This is a genomic window from Maribacter sp. HS (assembly GCF_048059195.1).
GTDB lineage: Bacteria > Bacteroidota > Bacteroidia > Flavobacteriales > Flavobacteriaceae > Maribacter > Maribacter dokdonensis.
In genome coordinates this window covers 275,765-291,784 of record NZ_JAYLVV010000005.1, presented here as the reverse complement: position 1 = coordinate 291,784, position 16,020 = coordinate 275,765, and the positions used below count along the sequence as shown (strand labels likewise).

Below are 16,020 nucleotides of genomic sequence, written 5' to 3'. Positions count from 1 at the left end.
ACATGCCAAAATATAAAATTAGAGATATTGAAATAGGGTATAGAAAGCTCAAAAGCTATGTATATTATGATAATTTCTCTTTACTATTGAGGCAGAAAATTGCGCAATTCGAAACCAATAAAGATTTTGAAAATAAATTAGAAAATTTAGCAAATTTCTTAAGTAATCCAAATGGGGAACAAGAACAGAAGTATTTTAACAGTCTTCTATCAGAAATAAAATATTATACTGCTCCAAAACGCTTTGCTCCTTTACGAGAGGAAGAGCAGCTAGTAATAAGTAACAATTTCAGTGCTAACCAATACAATTTAGAAAAAGTAAATTACTTTTTTGATGGTCCTGTTGAGCTTCATATTATTACAGTTTTGTGGATTATTCATGAAGGTTATGTTTTACATAAAACCTATAGCAAAGATAATTACGCTTATCATTTAGAGCTAGAATCAGGCAATGGCGAAGTAGTAGATGGGCTTCGCTTATTTAAACCATACTTTGAACAATATCAAAAATGGAGAGATAATGGTTTAGATATCGCAAAGGAATTTTTAGAAAAAGACACAGATGTAGTAATACTTACTTTAGATATAAAGTCTTATTATTACAACGCTAAAATTGACACTAAATTCAAGGAGAATTTAAGCAAAGACCTTTTTGGTGGTCTAAACAAAAGAAAATTACCTTTCACAGATTTATTATTTGATATAATTTTCGCCTATCAAAAAATATGCACAAAAAAGGGCAGTAATATTTTACCCATTGGACTTTTATCTTCTGGTATTTTGGCAAATTATTACTTGAAAGAATTTGATAGTAAAATTAAAAAGGAACTTTCACCCGCTTATTATGGTAGATATGTAGATGACATTCAAATTATCCTATCTAACACTAAAATTGGAAAAAATAAAACAAAAGGAAAATCATCTGTCCACGATTTTCTAAATAAATATTTAGTACAAAGAGGATTATTTGACCCAAAAACAGATAGTGCTGGCGGAAATTCTTATGCCTTCAAAAGTTTACCAAATATTCAAATACAACCAGAAAAGATTCTACTTTATGCATTCGAAAGTAAGGAATCAAGAGCTGTATTGGATATGTTCAGAAGAAAAATTGAACAAAACAGTAGCGCCTTTTGGTTTTTACCTTCCGAAGATGAAATAACAGATGATTTTGATAGTAGTGTATATCAACTCTCTTATTCAGATACAATTAACAAATTACGTAGTGTTCAAGGCATAAATCAAAGCAAATATGGAGCTGCAGTTTATTTAGCTAAAAAAATCAAGATTAGTTTACTAAGTGACAAAGATGACTCTGATATAACAAAAGAGCAAATACTCACCTTTTTCAAAGGAATTGTTAGCTTAGAGTTTTCTGCATCATGGGAAAAGGTTTTTACTTACTTCGTTATAATAAACGATAGGGATTCATTCTGGAAATTCTTCCGCGAAATTTCTAGAAATATTGAAAAAATAACACCAAACAATGAATCTATATCAAGAGACGATATTAAAGATGTCAAAGATTACTTAACTATATATCTTGAGAATTGCTGTGCCTTAGCAACAGCTTTAAATCCAGCTTTTGTTTCTGATCATTGGTGGGCAGCAAGAAAGGAATCATTAAAAAGCAAAAAATTAAGAAATGCATTTACATATTCTGGTGAGATTAACGCAATTAAAAAAGCTTATTTAAAATCTTCAATGTTAAGAAATACCTTTATTGTTACGCCTCTATTAAATTACTTAAACATTTCTGATAATGAGGAAATAAATTTCATACATCATGAAGCTTTAAGAACTATAAGTTTTAAATCTGATGAATTAATTTTTAATGATAAAAAATTAAAATATGCCCCAAGATTTTTATATTTTTTTGAATTTAACCTAGTCTTTTTATTAATAGAATTACTTAAGTACTATAAAGAAAATTCTGAGGAAAATGATAATCAAAAATTCTTCAAAAAACTTTCAAAGGACATCTATGAAGAAATGTTTGATAAATTTTTCTTGACAAATTATAGTCAAAGATTAAGAATATCAAACTCGCAAATAAAAGCCTATAAGGAAAATCTAAGAAATTATTATTTTAGAATAACTGATGGATCAGACCAAAAGAATATTGATTTCAATTATTTTGAAATACCACAAAGTCGAAAGAATCTACAAAATTTTAAAGTTGCTATAGCCAACACTACAATTGACAAAAAAAATATTTCGGACTCAATTTTCGAAAACCCAAATACCGGCTACGAACGTAGAAAGCAATTCATTAACCTTATTAATAGTGCGGAAATTGAAAAATCAGATGCTTTAATACTTCCTGAAGTAAGTGTCCCATATTCTTGGCTACCGGTTCTAGCAGATGAATCTAGAAGAAAACAACGGCTTATTGTTGCAGGGTTGGAACATCTTACAATAGGCAGGAGTTGCTTCAATTTATTGGCGACGTGTTTACCGTTAGAGCATAATGGAATTAAAGATGCCGTTATAAATTTAAGATTAAAGCATCATTACTCTCCTGGTGAAAAAAAGATTATAAGGCAACGCAGAAGATACATTCCCAAGACTGATTATGTTCTTTACAACTTGTTTAAATGGAGGGGTGTTCTCTTTGCTAACTATAACTGTTATGAATTAGCAGATATAAATCATAGAGCTTTATTTAAAGGTAAAGTTGATGTTTTAATTGCATCTGAATATAACCAAGACGTAAATTACTTTTCCAATATAGCAGAGAGTGTATCTAGAGATATACATTGTTATTTCGTTCAAGTAAACACTTCAGATTATGGGGATTCACGAATAACTCTTCCAAAAAAAACAGAGCTTAAAGACATCATGAGGCTTAAAGGAGGTGAAAATCATGTGGTACTTACTTGTAAATTAAACATAAAAGAATTAAGGGATTTTCAAAAATTATCAGTTCCATATCAGGATACTAGAAAATTTAAAAACACACCTCCAGACTTCAACCATGATGAAGTAGAAAAAAGATAAATAAAAAATGAAAGAAATTCAACAACTTTTGGATATTACTTCATCCTTGAAAAAACAATTTCAAGGTAAACTAGATTTTTCATTAGATGGTCGTTTAGTTGGAGATATTGGAGAGGCATTAGTAAGTGAAATGTTTGATATTGAAATATATGGTGGTAATAAACATACTTACGATGGCTACCATAGACCTTCAAACATTAAAGTTCAAATAAAAGCTAGTATGTCTTACAACTTCAGTTACCCTTTTGATATTGATCTCGAACATTACATTGCTGTCCATATAAATCCTGATGGCACTTTGGAAGTCCTATATAATGGTCCGGTAAAATATATCAATAATTTTTTAAAGGATAAGAAAAGAAAATCCTATAGAAATATCTGGACAACTATTACAGCTAATCATTTAAAAGAATTAAATGCTAAGTTGGAAGCAACCGAAAGATTACCCGAAGTATTATAAACTAATTGAATCAATAGCTTAAATAATTTTGTTATTATGAAAAATAACAAAACAAGACCTACATAAGAAATTGAAAAAAATTTGCAAAAAAATAGTTATAAGATTTGTATTGTGGAATACAACACACAAGTGATATTACATTTAAAATAATTAAAATAAAAAATTTGAACGATTTTGAAAAATTAAAAAAAAACCTAAGAGTTTTATTTGAAACTGAAAATAAAATAGCTGCACTAATTCAAAGTAACGGGTTACGATTTTCAACAAATAAAATAACCGCAGATATAGGTGAGTTCTATGCTCACAAATTACTCAACGAAGAGGAAAACATGTTTGAAGTAGTAACCCAAGAAAAAAGCTCAAATTCAGAATGTGATTTAATTGGAATCCTTAAAAAAGATTCTAGTTTAAAAAAGCATTTTAGTTCTAAAGAAATTAAAATAGAAGTAAAGACCAGAAGAAATCAAAAAGGCGTAAAATATTTAAGTAGCCTAAAGCCTGAAAAATTCGACCTATTATGCATGATTGACATTAATCAAGATTATACTTTAAATCAAATTTACTTGATTACTGCTGCTACTACCAAAGAATTCTTAGACATTAAATACAGTAGATTAATTTTCAAAGAAGAAATGGCGTTTATCACCCTAGTAAAACCCTAATTTACAAATTACTACATTAAAACAAAGTGATTAAAAACTTTCTTTAATTTCACAATCCTGTACTAAACACTCTATCACACTATGACTTCTGAATTTTATTTAAATGGCTATAAAGAAACTCTTCAAAATGCCTCTGACTTATTATTAATAGCGAATAATTCAGGTGAATTAAAGAAATACGGTGTTGCTGTATCATTATCAATTCTGTCAGCCGAAGAATCTATAAAAGCTTTATTTATAATTCAGCAGAGTATAGAGCCTAATTCAAAAGTCAGCGACTTTGACAAAATATTCAGGAACCATAAAATTAAACATGAATATTTATATGATTTTATCAGAACAATTATGAAATATTGTTACGACTTAATTGATGAGTACGAAAAAAACCTTCCTAATCGTAAAGAAAAAAGAACCTTTGAAAGAAAAAACCCAAAAATTGCAGCAAGAATGAATTGGATAAAGGAAAATCAAAAATTTTCTGATGAAATGTATCAATTAATTGCCTGGCTAGAAAACGCAAATTCTCAAAAAAATAAAGGATTATATGTTGACTTAAAACACAGTAAATGGGAATTACCTAGAAATACAAGTGAAAATTTATTTCTAAAATCTATTGGTAATGCAAAAGATATTCTAAAATATGTAAAATTTGCCAAAAATATAATCTCTGAGTCTAATCTAAATTCACCGCAAAAATAAATTTATTATAAATATGACAAGTATTGAGCACTTTATTTATCTAAAAAAAAGATTGAACGATTGGAAGAATAGTAAGGATGAGAGACTTAAAAAATTTCATATTGATATGGTGAACAAACATTTAGAAGAAAATTTAGAAATAATAAGCCAACTGGCATTAGACGAAAGCCCTAATTACGCTAATGAAATATTGGACGAAATAAAATATCATGAAAACCATTTTGAAAACTCCATGAATGAATTATTTATTTCTATGAGAAAACAAGCTATTGTAAATTGCATATCATCAGAATTGACAAATTTTAAGGATGCTTCTAATGAGTTGAATGCTATAAAACAAATAATTGAAAAATATGAATTAGATTATTTTGACAATGAAATTTTATCTAAATCTATAGACAAAAAAATTTTTATAGAAAAATGTAATTTCATTATTGAAAAAATAGGCGGTCAATAACAATCTACAAAACAACACCTAATTCGACACCTAAAAAAACAAAACCCCGTAAACATTGCGTCTACGGGGTTTTTCTGCGGAGAAAGAGGGATTCGAACCCCCGGAGGTGTGACCCTCAACAGTTTTCAAGACTGCCGCATTCGACCACTCTGCCATTTCTCCTGAGTGCCTCATCAGGTATTCCCTGAATGCGGGTGCAAATATATAAAGGTTTTCTTTTCTAATAAAGCCTTTTCTAATTTATTTTTCATCTAAATACTATTAGCTCTTTTTAAAAAAATGAAAAGGTTGAATTTCAGTTATTTATTACCTTGCCACAATGTATGAACCACTAGTAAGTATTTTAATTCCCTTTAAAAGTGTAGCCGAATATTTTGAAGAATGTCTAGAATCTATTCAAAAACAGACGTATACCAATTGGGAAGTAGTTGCCGTTAATGACAACTCTAATGACTTAAGTGTAACAATAGCCAAATCATTTGCAGCTAAAGACGCTAGGTTTAAAATACTGGACAATGATGAAGCCGGAATTATAACGGCCCTAAGAAAAGCTTATCTACACAGTAAGGGTGATTATATTTCTAGGATGGATGCCGATGACTACATGGATAAAGACCGTATTAAGATTATGGCGGAATCACTGGCTACTCATGGAAAAGAAACTCTTGCCATAGGAAAAGTGAAATATTTTTCAAAAAAAGGAGTAAATAACGGTTATGACCGTTATGAAAAGTGGTTGAACAAGCTAACCGCAACGGGCGATAATTTTAAGGAAATATACAAGGAATGTGTAATTCCCTCCCCTTGTTGGATGGTACTTAGGTCTGACTTTGACGCATGCGGTGCATTTAAGCCTAATAGATACCCGGAAGATTATGACTTGGCATTTCGTTTTTATGAAAAGGGCTTAAAATGTTTACCCTGCACCACTACCCTACACTATTGGCGAGATTATGACATTAGAACATCACGTACTAGCGAACATTATGCGCAAAACTACTTTTTAGATATAAAACTACATTACTTCTTAAAGCTTGAATTAAAAGCAAACGACAACCTTGTAGTTTGGGGCGCGGGAAAAAAAGGAAAAACAATTGCCAATTTACTGGTTAAAAAAAATATACCTTTTCATTGGGTTTGTGATAACGAAAAGAAAATAGGTAAGGACATTTATGGTGTACGCCTTGTTCATTTCTCTGCTTTACGCAAATTATCTCACAGTAAAACCATTATTACCGTAGCCAATGAGGAAGATCAACTGAACATTACCTCTTTTTATAATGAATTGAATAAAAAAACAGCAGTAGATTATTTCTTTTTCTGTTAAGAGACCTTCATAAAAATAATAGTGGCAAACTAACAAACTTCTAAATTCAAAATAATTATCTTTGCATTAATCAAAAACAGGAATGCAATTTAAATATCCAGAACTTCTTTGGGGTCTTTTACTACTACTCATTCCTATATTAATTCACCTTTTTCAATTACGCAGATTTAAGAAAACACCCTTTACAAATGTAAAGTTCTTAAAACAAGTTGTCTCTGAATCTAGAAAAAGCAGCACCCTAAAAAAATGGTTGTTGCTCATAACTAGAATGATGATGCTTGCTGCCTTGGTATTGGCTTTTGCTCAACCATTCTTTGCAAACGATACGGCATTACAAGAAAAAGAAATTGTGTTCTACTTGGATGATTCTTTTAGTATGAACGCCCAAATTGAAAACGGAAATCTTTTTCAAAATACCATTCAAGATTTCATTAAATACGCACCAACGGATACACGCTTTACCTTGTTTACTAACAAAGAGGTGTTCAAAGATGTAGAGATACGTGAAATACAGAATGAGCTATTGAATATTAAGGTTTCTTCAGAACAATTAAAAATCGATGAAATCATATTAAGGGGAAATACCTTTTTTAGTAAGAACACCGGAACTCAAAAGAACTTAGTTCTTATATCTGATTTTCAACAAAGATTGGGTACCATTTCTAAGACCGACACTATTGATAATCTTCATATTAAATACATAAAACCGTATAGTAACTTCATAGCAAATACCTCTTTAGATTCTATTTTCATAAGTAACAGAACCAATGAGAACATTGAGCTAACAGCCTATTTATCAACGAATACAGAAGAAGAATCCATACCAGTGTCATTATTTGACAATGACAAACTTATTGCTAAAACAGCAGCAAAGTTCAATGGATCTAAAAAGACCGAAGTTAGTTTTACATTGAATGCGAAAGAGGCTATTCTAGGTAAGATCACCATTTCAGATAATGGATTATCCTATGATAATGAATTTTACTTTAATATCGATAAAAACCCAAAGATCAAAGTACTGGCCATTGGCAATTCTCCTTCAGGGTTCTTAGAACGTATTTTTACAGATGATGAGTTTGTATTTACCAACAGTACACTAGATCAATTAAATTACAGCAGTATTGAAAACCAAGATTTAGTAGTTCTAAATGAAATAGAGAAACTACCTAGCTCACTTGTAACAGCATTGAGAACCTTAACTAAAAACGGTGGTAGCTTTACACTTATACCCGCTGTAAAAGGCAACAACAATTCATACAACGACCTATCTTCGGCACATTCCACCACACAATACGGCAATTCATCAGCCCAGGAATTATCCATATCCGAAATAAAAACGGGACATCCCTTATTTCAAAATGTCTTTGATAAAAAGGTGTCCAATTTTCAATATCCAAAAGTTAATGAGCACTTTAAAATAAGTACCAAAGGTCCTGTTGCCATAGCGTTTCAAAACAATGACCCTTATTTGGTAGGAGATTCTAATGCTTATTTCTTCTCTGCAGCATTAAATGCCAACAACTCAAATTTCATAAATTCCCCGTTAATAGTTCCGTCTTTTTACAATATGGGAGTAAACAGTTTAAAAATTCCTCCGTTGTATGCCAATCTTGGTACTGATATTTCTGTAGAAATACCACTAAACTTGCAACAAGACGATATTATTAAAGTTAGCAGTTCCGTAAATGAGTTTATTCCACAACAACGTATACTACCTAATAAAGTTCGCATCAATTTTACCGAAAATCCGAAAAGTGCCGGTATTTATAAAATTGTTCATAACGATAGTATTCTTAGACATATCAGTTTTAATGAAAATAGAAAAGAAAGTGAGTTGTTGTATTCACCATTACCGGAAAACAACAGCAGTACATCCATTTCCAATTTCTTTTTAGAAAGTCAAAAAAACAATGCCATAAACGAGTTTTGGAAATGGTTTGCTATTTTAGCATTGGTATTTGTTATAATAGAAACCTTACTTCAAAGATTTTTAAAATAAGATAATAACGAACCCTCTGTAGCCCTATGAACATACTTTTAAAATCAGTAACGATAGTAAATGGGAATACTAAACATCTTCATTTAAAAAAACGCGATATTCTGATTAAAAATGGTATAATAGATGCCATTGAAAGCAAGATAGAGCCTAGTGGCAAAACAAAGGTTATTGACATAAAGAACCTACATGTTTCCATCGGCTGGTTTGATAGTGGTGTAAATTTTGGCGAGCCAGGTTACGAGGAAAGAGAGACCATAGAAAACGGATTATTGACAGCTGCAAAAAGTGGATTTACAGATGTAGTTTTAAATACCAGCAGCCATCCAACTCCAGATTCGGCATCGGATATTGTATACATTAAAAATGCGTCCAAAAATCAGCTAACCAACTTATATCCGCTAGGGAATCTTACCGTAAAAGGAGAAGGAGAAGTTCTTGCCGAAATTTATGACATGAAAAATGCCGGGGCGCTTGGCTTTTATGATTACAAAGCACCAATGGGCAATGCCAACCTTTTAAAGATAGCTCTGCAATATGCTCAAAATTTTGAAGGTATGATATTCTCTTTTCCTTTGGATAAAAGCATCTCTGGAAAAGGAATTGTCAATGAAGGCATTACCAGCACCAAATTAGGCTTAAAAGGTATACCAACATTAGCCGAAGAATTACAAATTGCAAGAGACCTTTTTGTTCTTGAATATACTGGCGGCAAATTGTTTATTCCAACTGTTTCCTCTGCAAACTCTGTAAAAATAATTGCCGACGCAAAAAAGAAAGGGCTTCAAGTGTTCTGCAGTGTTGCTGTGCATAATTTAACGATTACAGACAGTGAACTTGAAAATTTTGACACACAGTTTAAGGTCATGCCACCTTTACGAACTTCTGTTGACATTAAAGCATTACAAAAAGCAGTTAAAAACGGAACTATTGATTTGGTAACAACAGACCATACACCCCTGAACATTGAACTTAAACATGTAGAATTTGACAATGCCGATTTTGGAACCATTGGTTTAGAAAGTGCATTTGGTACGCTCAATGATATATTTGGTGTAGAAGAAACCATAGCAATACTTACCAAAGGACGTTCCATATTTGGGTTGGATGAACCTGAAATTGAAACCGGTAAAGCTGCCAATTTAACCTTATTCACAACCGAAGATACTTTTGAATTCTCTGATGAGCATATTTACAGCTCTAGTAAAAATGCTATAGCTTTAGGTAAGACCTTGAAAGGAAAAGTCATTGGAAGCATTTCTAATAATCAAATCATTTTAAATAAGTAATGGAGAAATCTACCGATGTACCTGGAAAAAATATAGCAGTAATAGCATACTTAACCATAATTGGAGCAATAATAGCTTTATTTATGAACAATGAACCAAAACATACGTTTGCCAGAGTACATACACGCCAAGCTTTTGGGCTACACTTAATGTTCCACGGATTTGCTATTTTCTCAAGCGTTTGGTTTAACCAATATGCATTATATGGTTTATACCTTTGTTACATTGTGTTATGGGTATACGGCTTTATTGGCGCCCTTAGCAACAAAGAACAAATTGTGCCTATTGTAGGTCCTTATTTTCAAAAGTGGTTCACCTTTATCCAATAATAAAATGACAACAGCTCCCCTATCCTTAGAACATATTATAAAACCTTCTTCATTGACCGACAAAAAGCCTCCGGTACTATTTATGCTGCATGGCTATGGTAGTAATGAAGATGACCTTTTTTCATTTGCCTCTGAACTGCCACAGGAATTATGTATTATCTCGGTACGTGCCCCATATATTTTACAACCTTATGGATATGCATGGTATGCCATAAATTTTGATAACGAAAAAGGAAAATGGAGCGATGATGATCAAGCCATAGCATCTCGTGACAAAATAAAAAATTTCATTGACGAAGCTTGCTCCACTTATGGCTTGGATGAAAAAAATGTAAACTTATTAGGCTTTAGTCAAGGTACCATTCTAAGTTATGCCGTTGCTCTATCATACCCTGAAAAAGTAAAGAATATTATTGCTCTTAGTGGGTACATTAATGAAAATATATTGGTTGAAACTTATAAAGAAAACAATTTCGACCATTTAAATTTCTATTCTTCACATGGTGATATGGATCAAGTAATCCCTATTGATTGGGCTAGAAAAGCACCGGTAATATTGGAAAAACTGAACATAAAACATGTTTTTGAAGAATTCCCTGCCGGGCATGGCGTAGCTCCACAGAACTTCTATTCTTTAAAAAAATGGATTTCAACTAAGATTTAATTACTACGGGTATAAAGCAAGTGATCAACTAGTGTAAAGTCTACACCAAGATCATCTTTTAACTCATATCTGATTAAAAGTTCTCCCCAGTATTTTCCATCGGAAAAATCGGTTAAAATCCATTTATGGTTAAGAACTTTTATTTTATTGATCTTAAAATCGTTCTGCATACCTTCATACGGAACTAATGGATTATCACCTTTTTGCGCATTGGTTTCCAGAAGTTTATCGGCAATATAACCTGCAGGATTTTCTAAATCCAAGTGATCAAAATAAGCCAAGGCATCATCATTGTTTTCCAATGAAAAATACTGCATATCCAAAACCTTTAAAGATGATGTTTGTACTGAATCTTTTAAAACTTCAACTTGTTTTTCCAACTTAGAGATTTTCTCAGACCCTGCTTTCACTATGTTATTACTACTGACAAATAAATACAGACATATTAGTGATACAAATAAAAACAGGTAAAGAAATATTTTATTCTTCATAATTAAATGGTGATTGTTAAATTATCGTAAGCCAAATGTACGTTACTCGGTAATGATTTTTCTATTTCATCATGAAAACCAAGTAAGTGGCTTATGTGTGTTAAATATGCTTTTTCCGGTTGAATCAAATCAATAAAGGCAAGTGCTTCTTCTAGGTTAAAATGAGAAATATGCGGCTCAATACGTAGTGCGTTTACCACCACCACCTTAGAACCTTTAATCTTTTCCAATTCTTCTGGGGCTATGGTCTTAACATCGGTCAAATAGGTAAAGTCGCCCACTCTATAGCCAAATACCTGCACCTTGTTATGCATAACATTAATAGGAGTTACTAATGTATCCCCAATTGAGAATGGCTCATTATTTTTAACCAAATTAATATCTACCGTTGGCGCACCAGGATATTTGTTTTTCTCTTCAAAAATATAATCAAATCGCTTTTTTAATGAGGTCACTACCCTGCTATGAGCAAACAAAGGAATATTACCTTGCCTAAAGAAATATGGGCGAATATCATCTAAACCAGCCGTATGATCAGAGTGCTCATGGGTGTACAAAATACCATCTAAACGATTAACATGCTGCCTTAGCATTTGTTGTCTAAAATCTGGACCGCAATCAATTACATAGTTAAACTCTTTCCACGAAAGTAAGACAGAAACCCTTAGCCTTTTATCCTTCTCATTACTACTTAAACAAACAGGATGTGTACTACCAATAATTGGAATACCCTGAGAAGTCCCCGTTCCTAAAAAAGTAACACTTAATTTATTGGTCATGTGCTACAAATTTAATTCCTTTTTAATAAAATTAATGATGGAAATTAAAGAGATTAACATAATTGAGAGGCAATAAAAACAATTACCAAAACTTCTTCCAATTTTTTCGAGCTATTGCCCTTTGTAACAACCATTCTTTATAACTTTGTTAAAAGTTAAACAGCTAACAAAATGGCATCGGTATTAAAAAGAGATAGTGTCTTTGAAAATATTCCTTCTATAAAGGCAAAAACCTTAAGAATAAATTTAAATCCGGATATCTACGGAACTTTTGCAGAAATTGGCGCCGGGCAAGAAACCGCCCGTCATTTCTTTAGATCCGGTGGTGCATCTGGTACCATTGCAAAGGCAATGAGTGCCTATGACAAAGATTTTAGTGATGCTATTTACGGTGTAGAATCTGATGGACGCTATGTAACCCAAGCAAGGTTAAAGACCATGCTAGATTACGAAATGCAGTTAATGGAAGAGCGAATTAGTAGGGAAAACCACCCTGACCGATTATTTTTCTCCTATGCGAATACAGTAGCGACCATTGATTTTTCTAAGCGATATAAAGGTCATGGCTGGGTTGGGATCAGATACCAATTAGACCCTAAGCAAAAAGAATTTGACGAAATTATATTACATATTCGTTTTAAGCAGAACGAAGCAAGACTACAACAAGAAACCCTAGGAATTCTTGGTGTAAACTTAATATATGGTGCTTTTTACAAGTATCATAAACCAAAGAAAATGTTGAAATATTTATATGACCATATAGATAAGGATACATTGGAAATAGACATGATCAACTTCTCCGGGCCAAATTTCAAAGAAGTGGATAACCGTTTAATGAGTTTGCAACTTATTAAAAATGACATGACAGATGCTGTAATGTTCGGTCCTGACGGTAACAACCTTTTACCTGCGGCCGTGCTTTACAAAAAGAACATATTGGCTTTACGTGGTAGTTTTAGACCCGTAACCAAGGTTAATTTAGATATGTTCGAGAAGTCTTATGATATTTTTATACGAGATAAAGGTGTAGACCAAAATAACACTATTGTCATTTTTGAAATAACACTTTCCAACTTAAAAGCTTCTGGTGAAATTGATGAACAAGATTTCATGGACAGGGCAGAATTACTGTGTTCACTTGGTCATTCGGTAATGATTTCCAAATTCCAGGAGTATTATAAATTGGTAGAATACTTTAACAATTATACCAAAAACAGAATTGGTCTTACAATGGGTGTAAATAACCTTGTAGACATATTCGATGAAAAGTACTATCGTCATTTAAGTGGTGGCATACTTGAGGCTTTTGGTAAACTATTCTTTAAAGATTTACAGGTATACCTATACCCAATGAAAAACCCAGATACCGGGCAGATCATGACAAGTAACAACGTTAAGGTTCACCCTCGTATGAAAGAATTGTACAAATTCTTTAAATACAATGGTAAGGTTATGGATATCATTGATTATGAACCAGACGTTATGCATATTTTCTCTAGAGATGTACTTAAAAAGTTGATGAACAATGAAGATGGCTGGGAAGAAATGTTGCCAGAAGGTATTGCCGAAATTATAAAGCAAAAACAATTATTTACTAGAAAAACCGAAGATCAAGAAGCTGAATAAGTTTTCTACCTTCGATTCCAAAAAATAAAAAATGCCCACAATAGTGGGCATTTTTAGTGTTTTAAAAGTCTACAAAATTAATCTAATAACTGAGCTGCGTGGTCCTTGGTCTTTACCTTATCTATCACTTTAGTGACTATCCCCTCTTCATCAATTATAAAGGTTTTTCTATGAATACCATCATATTCGCGACCCATAAATTTCTTTAAACCCCACACGCCAAAAGCATTGATTACCGTATGGTCTTCATCTGCCAATAACGGAAAAGGAAATTCATATTTGTTTCTAAAATTTGTTTGTCTTTTTTCAGAATCGGCACTTACTCCTAAAAGTTCATAACCTTGTGATTGTAATTCCGCATAATTATCGCGTAAATTGCAAGCCTCTGCGGTACAACCAGGTGTACTTGCTTTTGGATAGAAAAATACTATTAGTTTTTTTCCTTTATAATCTGATAAATTCACAGTATTGCCATCTTGATCTTTAGCAGAAAATGATGGTACTTTATCACCAACTTTTAACGTATTCATCTATGATATTTTTTAAATTTGTGTTTAAATATTCTCAATCAAAATTAAACATTTAATGACGAAAGCCGAAAAAATAGCTTTTACAATTGATACTTTACAAGAGTTATATCCAGAAATTCCTGTTCCCTTAGATCATAAAGATCCTTATACTTTATTAATTGCAGTATTAATGTCTGCCCAAAGTACAGACGTTAGGGTAAATAAAATAACCCCCTTACTTTTTGCAAAAGCGGACAACCCTTATGACATGATTAAACTGAGCATAGATGAAATTAGGGAAATTATTAAACCCGTTGGCTTATCGCCAATGAAAGCAAAAGGTATTTACGGATTATCAAAAATTTTAATAGAAAAACATAATGGTGAGGTTCCCCAAAATCTTGAAGATTTAGAAGAATTACCTGCTGTTGGCCATAAAACAGCGAGTGTAGTGATCTCACAAGCATTTGGAATTCCTGCTTTCCCGGTAGACACACATATTCACAGACTACTATATAGGTGGGGGTTTACCAATGGTAAAAATGTGGTACAAACCGAAAAAGATGCCAAGAGGCTATTTCCAAAAGAAATTTGGAACGATCTTCACTTACAGATTATTTGGTATGGTAGAGAATATTCACCCGCTAGAGGCTGGGATCTTGAAAAAGACATAATCACCAAGACCATTGGTAGAAAAACGGTTTTAAATGATTATTATAAAAATAAAAAAACCCGCTAACTGCGGGTTTTTTTATTAATTCAAAAATGTTTCGAATTCTAAATCTTCGTATTCAAATTCAAAGAGCGCTTGTGAATAGCTCAACAAGAAATTGATTGTTTTAGGACATACTTTATTAAATCCTGTCTGTTCTTGGTAATCTGAGTAAATTTTTTCCATACTTCCTACGTTGTTACAATAAAATAACGCAGCAAATTTGGAAATATTGTTTATTTAATTTTTACCCTCTATTAATTCGTAAGAACTATATTGTTTTTTTCAATGATTTTTCTAAGGTTAATAAGAGCATAACGCATTCTACCTAAAGCTGTATTTATACTTACACCTGTATTTTCTGAGATTTCTTTAAAGCTCATATCCTTATAGATACGCATTAACAAAACCTCTTTTTGATCATCTGGCAATTCTTCTACCAATTGTCTAAGATCAGTATCTATTTGATTTTTAATTAGTTGTTTTTCGGCATTTAACTTATCATCTCCAATTACAGAGAAAATATTAAAGTCATCGCTGCCTTCAAACATTGGCATTCTTTTGTTTCTTCTAAAGTGGTCAATGATCAAGTTATGTGAAATTCTCATTACCCAAGGTAAAAATTTACCTTCTTCACTATACTTACCTCTTTTTAAAGTTTTGATCACTTTAATAAAAGTATCTTGAAATATATCTTCTGTAATATCCCTATCTAAAACCTTAGAATAGATAAAACTAGTAATACGCTGATTGTGTCTGTTAATTAAAATTTCAAGGGCACCTTCGTTTCCGTTGATATAATCCTTAACTAATTCTGAGTCTTCAATTTGTAGTTTCATACGAGTTACTTTCTTTAATTGGTTAAGATTGGGAAAATCTTTTTAGTTAATTGGTTTGTTTTTTATTTCTGATATAAAACTAGAGAAAAGGGGGGCTGTAGGAAAAAGTATGTTGTCAAACCGCGTTTTTTTGATGTGAAACATCGAAAAAGTATATTTCCATACAATAAATAGTATTTAGT

Annotated in this window: 17 protein-coding genes and 1 tRNA gene; 12 read left to right on the top strand and 6 right to left on the bottom strand. The window is 31.9% G+C overall.

What is annotated here, in order from left to right; genetic code table 11:
- Positions 1-2 precede the first annotated feature (2 nt).
- From VBZ51_RS14190 to VBZ51_RS14170, 5 genes are all read left to right on the top strand, one after another.
- On the top strand, positions 3-2,999 hold the full coding sequence (locus tag VBZ51_RS14190; RefSeq protein ID WP_416577342.1) for an RNA-directed DNA polymerase: 2,997 nt from the start codon (positions 3-5) through the stop codon (positions 2,997-2,999).
- A 7-nt stretch (positions 3,000-3,006) separates the two neighbouring features.
- The gene (locus VBZ51_RS14185) at positions 3,007-3,459 is read left to right on the top strand and encodes a DUF6998 domain-containing protein (RefSeq protein WP_416577341.1); all 453 of its coding nucleotides are present in this window, start codon (positions 3,007-3,009) and stop codon (positions 3,457-3,459) included.
- Between the two features lie 164 nt (positions 3,460-3,623).
- A complete protein-coding gene (locus VBZ51_RS14180) occupies positions 3,624-4,121 on the top strand; it encodes a hypothetical protein (RefSeq protein ID WP_416577340.1) in 498 nt (165 codons plus the stop codon).
- Between the two features lie 81 nt (positions 4,122-4,202).
- Complete coding sequence (locus tag VBZ51_RS14175; protein WP_416577339.1) at positions 4,203-4,820, top strand: AbiV family abortive infection protein; 618 nt, start codon at positions 4,203-4,205, stop codon at positions 4,818-4,820.
- A gap of 13 nt (positions 4,821-4,833) precedes the next feature.
- Positions 4,834-5,277, top strand: a complete 444-nt coding sequence (locus tag VBZ51_RS14170) for a hypothetical protein (RefSeq protein WP_416577338.1) — start codon at positions 4,834-4,836, stop codon at positions 5,275-5,277.
- A gap of 77 nt (positions 5,278-5,354) precedes the next feature.
- Here the strand turns inward: VBZ51_RS14170 and VBZ51_RS14165 are convergent.
- Positions 5,355-5,439, bottom strand: a tRNA-Ser gene (locus VBZ51_RS14165).
- 157 nt (positions 5,440-5,596) lie between these two features.
- Here VBZ51_RS14165 and VBZ51_RS14160 point away from each other — a divergent pair.
- The 5 genes from VBZ51_RS14160 (at position 5,597) to VBZ51_RS14140 (ending at position 10,882) form a co-directional block, all read left to right on the top strand.
- Positions 5,597-6,604: a glycosyltransferase family 2 protein gene (locus tag VBZ51_RS14160; protein ID WP_416577337.1), complete on the top strand. Its 1,008-nt coding sequence runs from the start codon at positions 5,597-5,599 to the stop codon at positions 6,602-6,604.
- Between the two features lie 82 nt (positions 6,605-6,686).
- Complete coding sequence (locus VBZ51_RS14155; RefSeq protein ID WP_416577336.1) at positions 6,687-8,603, top strand: BatA domain-containing protein; 1,917 nt, start codon at positions 6,687-6,689, stop codon at positions 8,601-8,603.
- A 26-nt stretch (positions 8,604-8,629) separates the two neighbouring features.
- Positions 8,630-9,889 carry a dihydroorotase gene (locus tag VBZ51_RS14150; RefSeq protein WP_416577335.1) on the top strand — a complete coding sequence of 420 codons (1,260 nt, stop codon included), beginning with the start codon at positions 8,630-8,632 and terminating at the stop codon, positions 9,887-9,889.
- Positions 9,889-10,218 (top strand): hypothetical protein, encoded by a 330-nt coding sequence (locus VBZ51_RS14145; RefSeq protein ID WP_058103174.1) that lies wholly within the window; start codon positions 9,889-9,891, stop codon positions 10,216-10,218. Before VBZ51_RS14150 ends, VBZ51_RS14145 begins: the two co-directional genes overlap by 1 nt.
- 4 nt (positions 10,219-10,222) lie before the next feature.
- On the top strand, positions 10,223-10,882 hold the full coding sequence (locus VBZ51_RS14140) for an alpha/beta hydrolase (protein WP_058103175.1): 660 nt from the start codon (positions 10,223-10,225) through the stop codon (positions 10,880-10,882).
- Here the strand turns inward: VBZ51_RS14140 and VBZ51_RS14135 are convergent.
- A complete protein-coding gene (locus tag VBZ51_RS14135) occupies positions 10,879-11,373 on the bottom strand; it encodes a hypothetical protein (RefSeq protein WP_058103176.1) in 495 nt (164 codons plus the stop codon). The genes VBZ51_RS14140 and VBZ51_RS14135 overlap by 4 nt on opposite strands.
- A 2-nt stretch (positions 11,374-11,375) precedes the next feature.
- Positions 11,376-12,152 (bottom strand): MBL fold metallo-hydrolase, encoded by a 777-nt coding sequence (locus VBZ51_RS14130; RefSeq protein ID WP_058103177.1) that lies wholly within the window; start codon positions 12,150-12,152, stop codon positions 11,376-11,378.
- A 171-nt stretch (positions 12,153-12,323) separates the two neighbouring features.
- Between VBZ51_RS14130 and VBZ51_RS14125 the strand changes: the two genes are divergently transcribed.
- Positions 12,324-13,778 carry a hypothetical protein gene (locus VBZ51_RS14125; RefSeq protein ID WP_058103178.1) on the top strand — a complete coding sequence of 485 codons (1,455 nt, stop codon included), beginning with the start codon at positions 12,324-12,326 and terminating at the stop codon, positions 13,776-13,778.
- A gap of 77 nt (positions 13,779-13,855) precedes the next feature.
- On the opposite strand, the gene bcp is transcribed toward VBZ51_RS14125, so the two are convergent.
- Positions 13,856-14,308, bottom strand: coding sequence for a thioredoxin-dependent thiol peroxidase (gene bcp / locus VBZ51_RS14120; protein ID WP_058103179.1), 453 nt, complete (start codon positions 14,306-14,308; stop codon positions 13,856-13,858).
- A gap of 55 nt (positions 14,309-14,363) precedes the next feature.
- Here bcp and VBZ51_RS14115 point away from each other — a divergent pair, with 55 nt between their 5' ends.
- On the top strand, positions 14,364-15,026 hold the full coding sequence (locus VBZ51_RS14115) for an endonuclease III domain-containing protein (RefSeq protein WP_058103180.1): 663 nt from the start codon (positions 14,364-14,366) through the stop codon (positions 15,024-15,026).
- 15 nt (positions 15,027-15,041) lie between these two features.
- Here VBZ51_RS14115 and VBZ51_RS14110 read toward each other — a convergent pair whose 3' ends face one another.
- Entirely contained in the window at positions 15,042-15,185 is a 144-nt protein-coding gene (locus tag VBZ51_RS14110) for a hypothetical protein (protein WP_167342516.1), read from the bottom strand.
- A gap of 71 nt (positions 15,186-15,256) precedes the next feature.
- The gene (locus VBZ51_RS14105; RefSeq protein ID WP_058103181.1) at positions 15,257-15,838 is read right to left on the bottom strand and encodes an RNA polymerase sigma factor; all 582 of its coding nucleotides are present in this window, start codon (positions 15,836-15,838) and stop codon (positions 15,257-15,259) included.
- Between the last annotated feature and the right edge of the window lie 182 nt (positions 15,839-16,020).

Excerpts from the sequence above, each read along its gene's own strand:
- VBZ51_RS14140 (WP_058103175.1), top strand. The coding sequence starts at position 10,223 with ATGACAACAGCTCCCCTATCCTTAGAACATATTATAAAACCTTCTTCA.
- VBZ51_RS14125 (WP_058103178.1), top strand. The coding sequence starts at position 12,324 with ATGGCATCGGTATTAAAAAGAGATAGTGTCTTTGAAAATATTCCTTCT.
- VBZ51_RS14155 (WP_416577336.1), top strand. The coding sequence starts at position 6,687 with ATGCAATTTAAATATCCAGAACTTCTTTGGGGTCTTTTACTACTACTC.
- VBZ51_RS14105 (WP_058103181.1), bottom strand. The coding sequence starts at position 15,838 with ATGAAACTACAAATTGAAGACTCAGAATTAGTTAAGGATTATATCAAC.
- VBZ51_RS14190 (WP_416577342.1), top strand. The coding sequence starts at position 3 with ATGCCAAAATATAAAATTAGAGATATTGAAATAGGGTATAGAAAGCTC.
- VBZ51_RS14150 (WP_416577335.1), top strand. The coding sequence starts at position 8,630 with ATGAACATACTTTTAAAATCAGTAACGATAGTAAATGGGAATACTAAA.
- VBZ51_RS14115 (WP_058103180.1), top strand. The coding sequence starts at position 14,364 with ATGACGAAAGCCGAAAAAATAGCTTTTACAATTGATACTTTACAAGAG.
- VBZ51_RS14185 (WP_416577341.1), top strand. The coding sequence starts at position 3,007 with ATGAAAGAAATTCAACAACTTTTGGATATTACTTCATCCTTGAAAAAA.
- VBZ51_RS14145 (WP_058103174.1), top strand. The coding sequence starts at position 9,889 with ATGGAGAAATCTACCGATGTACCTGGAAAAAATATAGCAGTAATAGCA.
- bcp (WP_058103179.1), bottom strand. The coding sequence starts at position 14,308 with ATGAATACGTTAAAAGTTGGTGATAAAGTACCATCATTTTCTGCTAAA.
- VBZ51_RS14130 (WP_058103177.1), bottom strand. The coding sequence starts at position 12,152 with ATGACCAATAAATTAAGTGTTACTTTTTTAGGAACGGGGACTTCTCAG.
- VBZ51_RS14175 (WP_416577339.1), top strand. The coding sequence starts at position 4,203 with ATGACTTCTGAATTTTATTTAAATGGCTATAAAGAAACTCTTCAAAAT.
- VBZ51_RS14110 (WP_167342516.1), bottom strand. The coding sequence starts at position 15,185 with ATGGAAAAAATTTACTCAGATTACCAAGAACAGACAGGATTTAATAAA.
- VBZ51_RS14170 (WP_416577338.1), top strand. The coding sequence starts at position 4,834 with ATGACAAGTATTGAGCACTTTATTTATCTAAAAAAAAGATTGAACGAT.
- VBZ51_RS14135 (WP_058103176.1), bottom strand. The coding sequence starts at position 11,373 with ATGAAGAATAAAATATTTCTTTACCTGTTTTTATTTGTATCACTAATA.
- VBZ51_RS14160 (WP_416577337.1), top strand. The coding sequence starts at position 5,597 with ATGTATGAACCACTAGTAAGTATTTTAATTCCCTTTAAAAGTGTAGCC.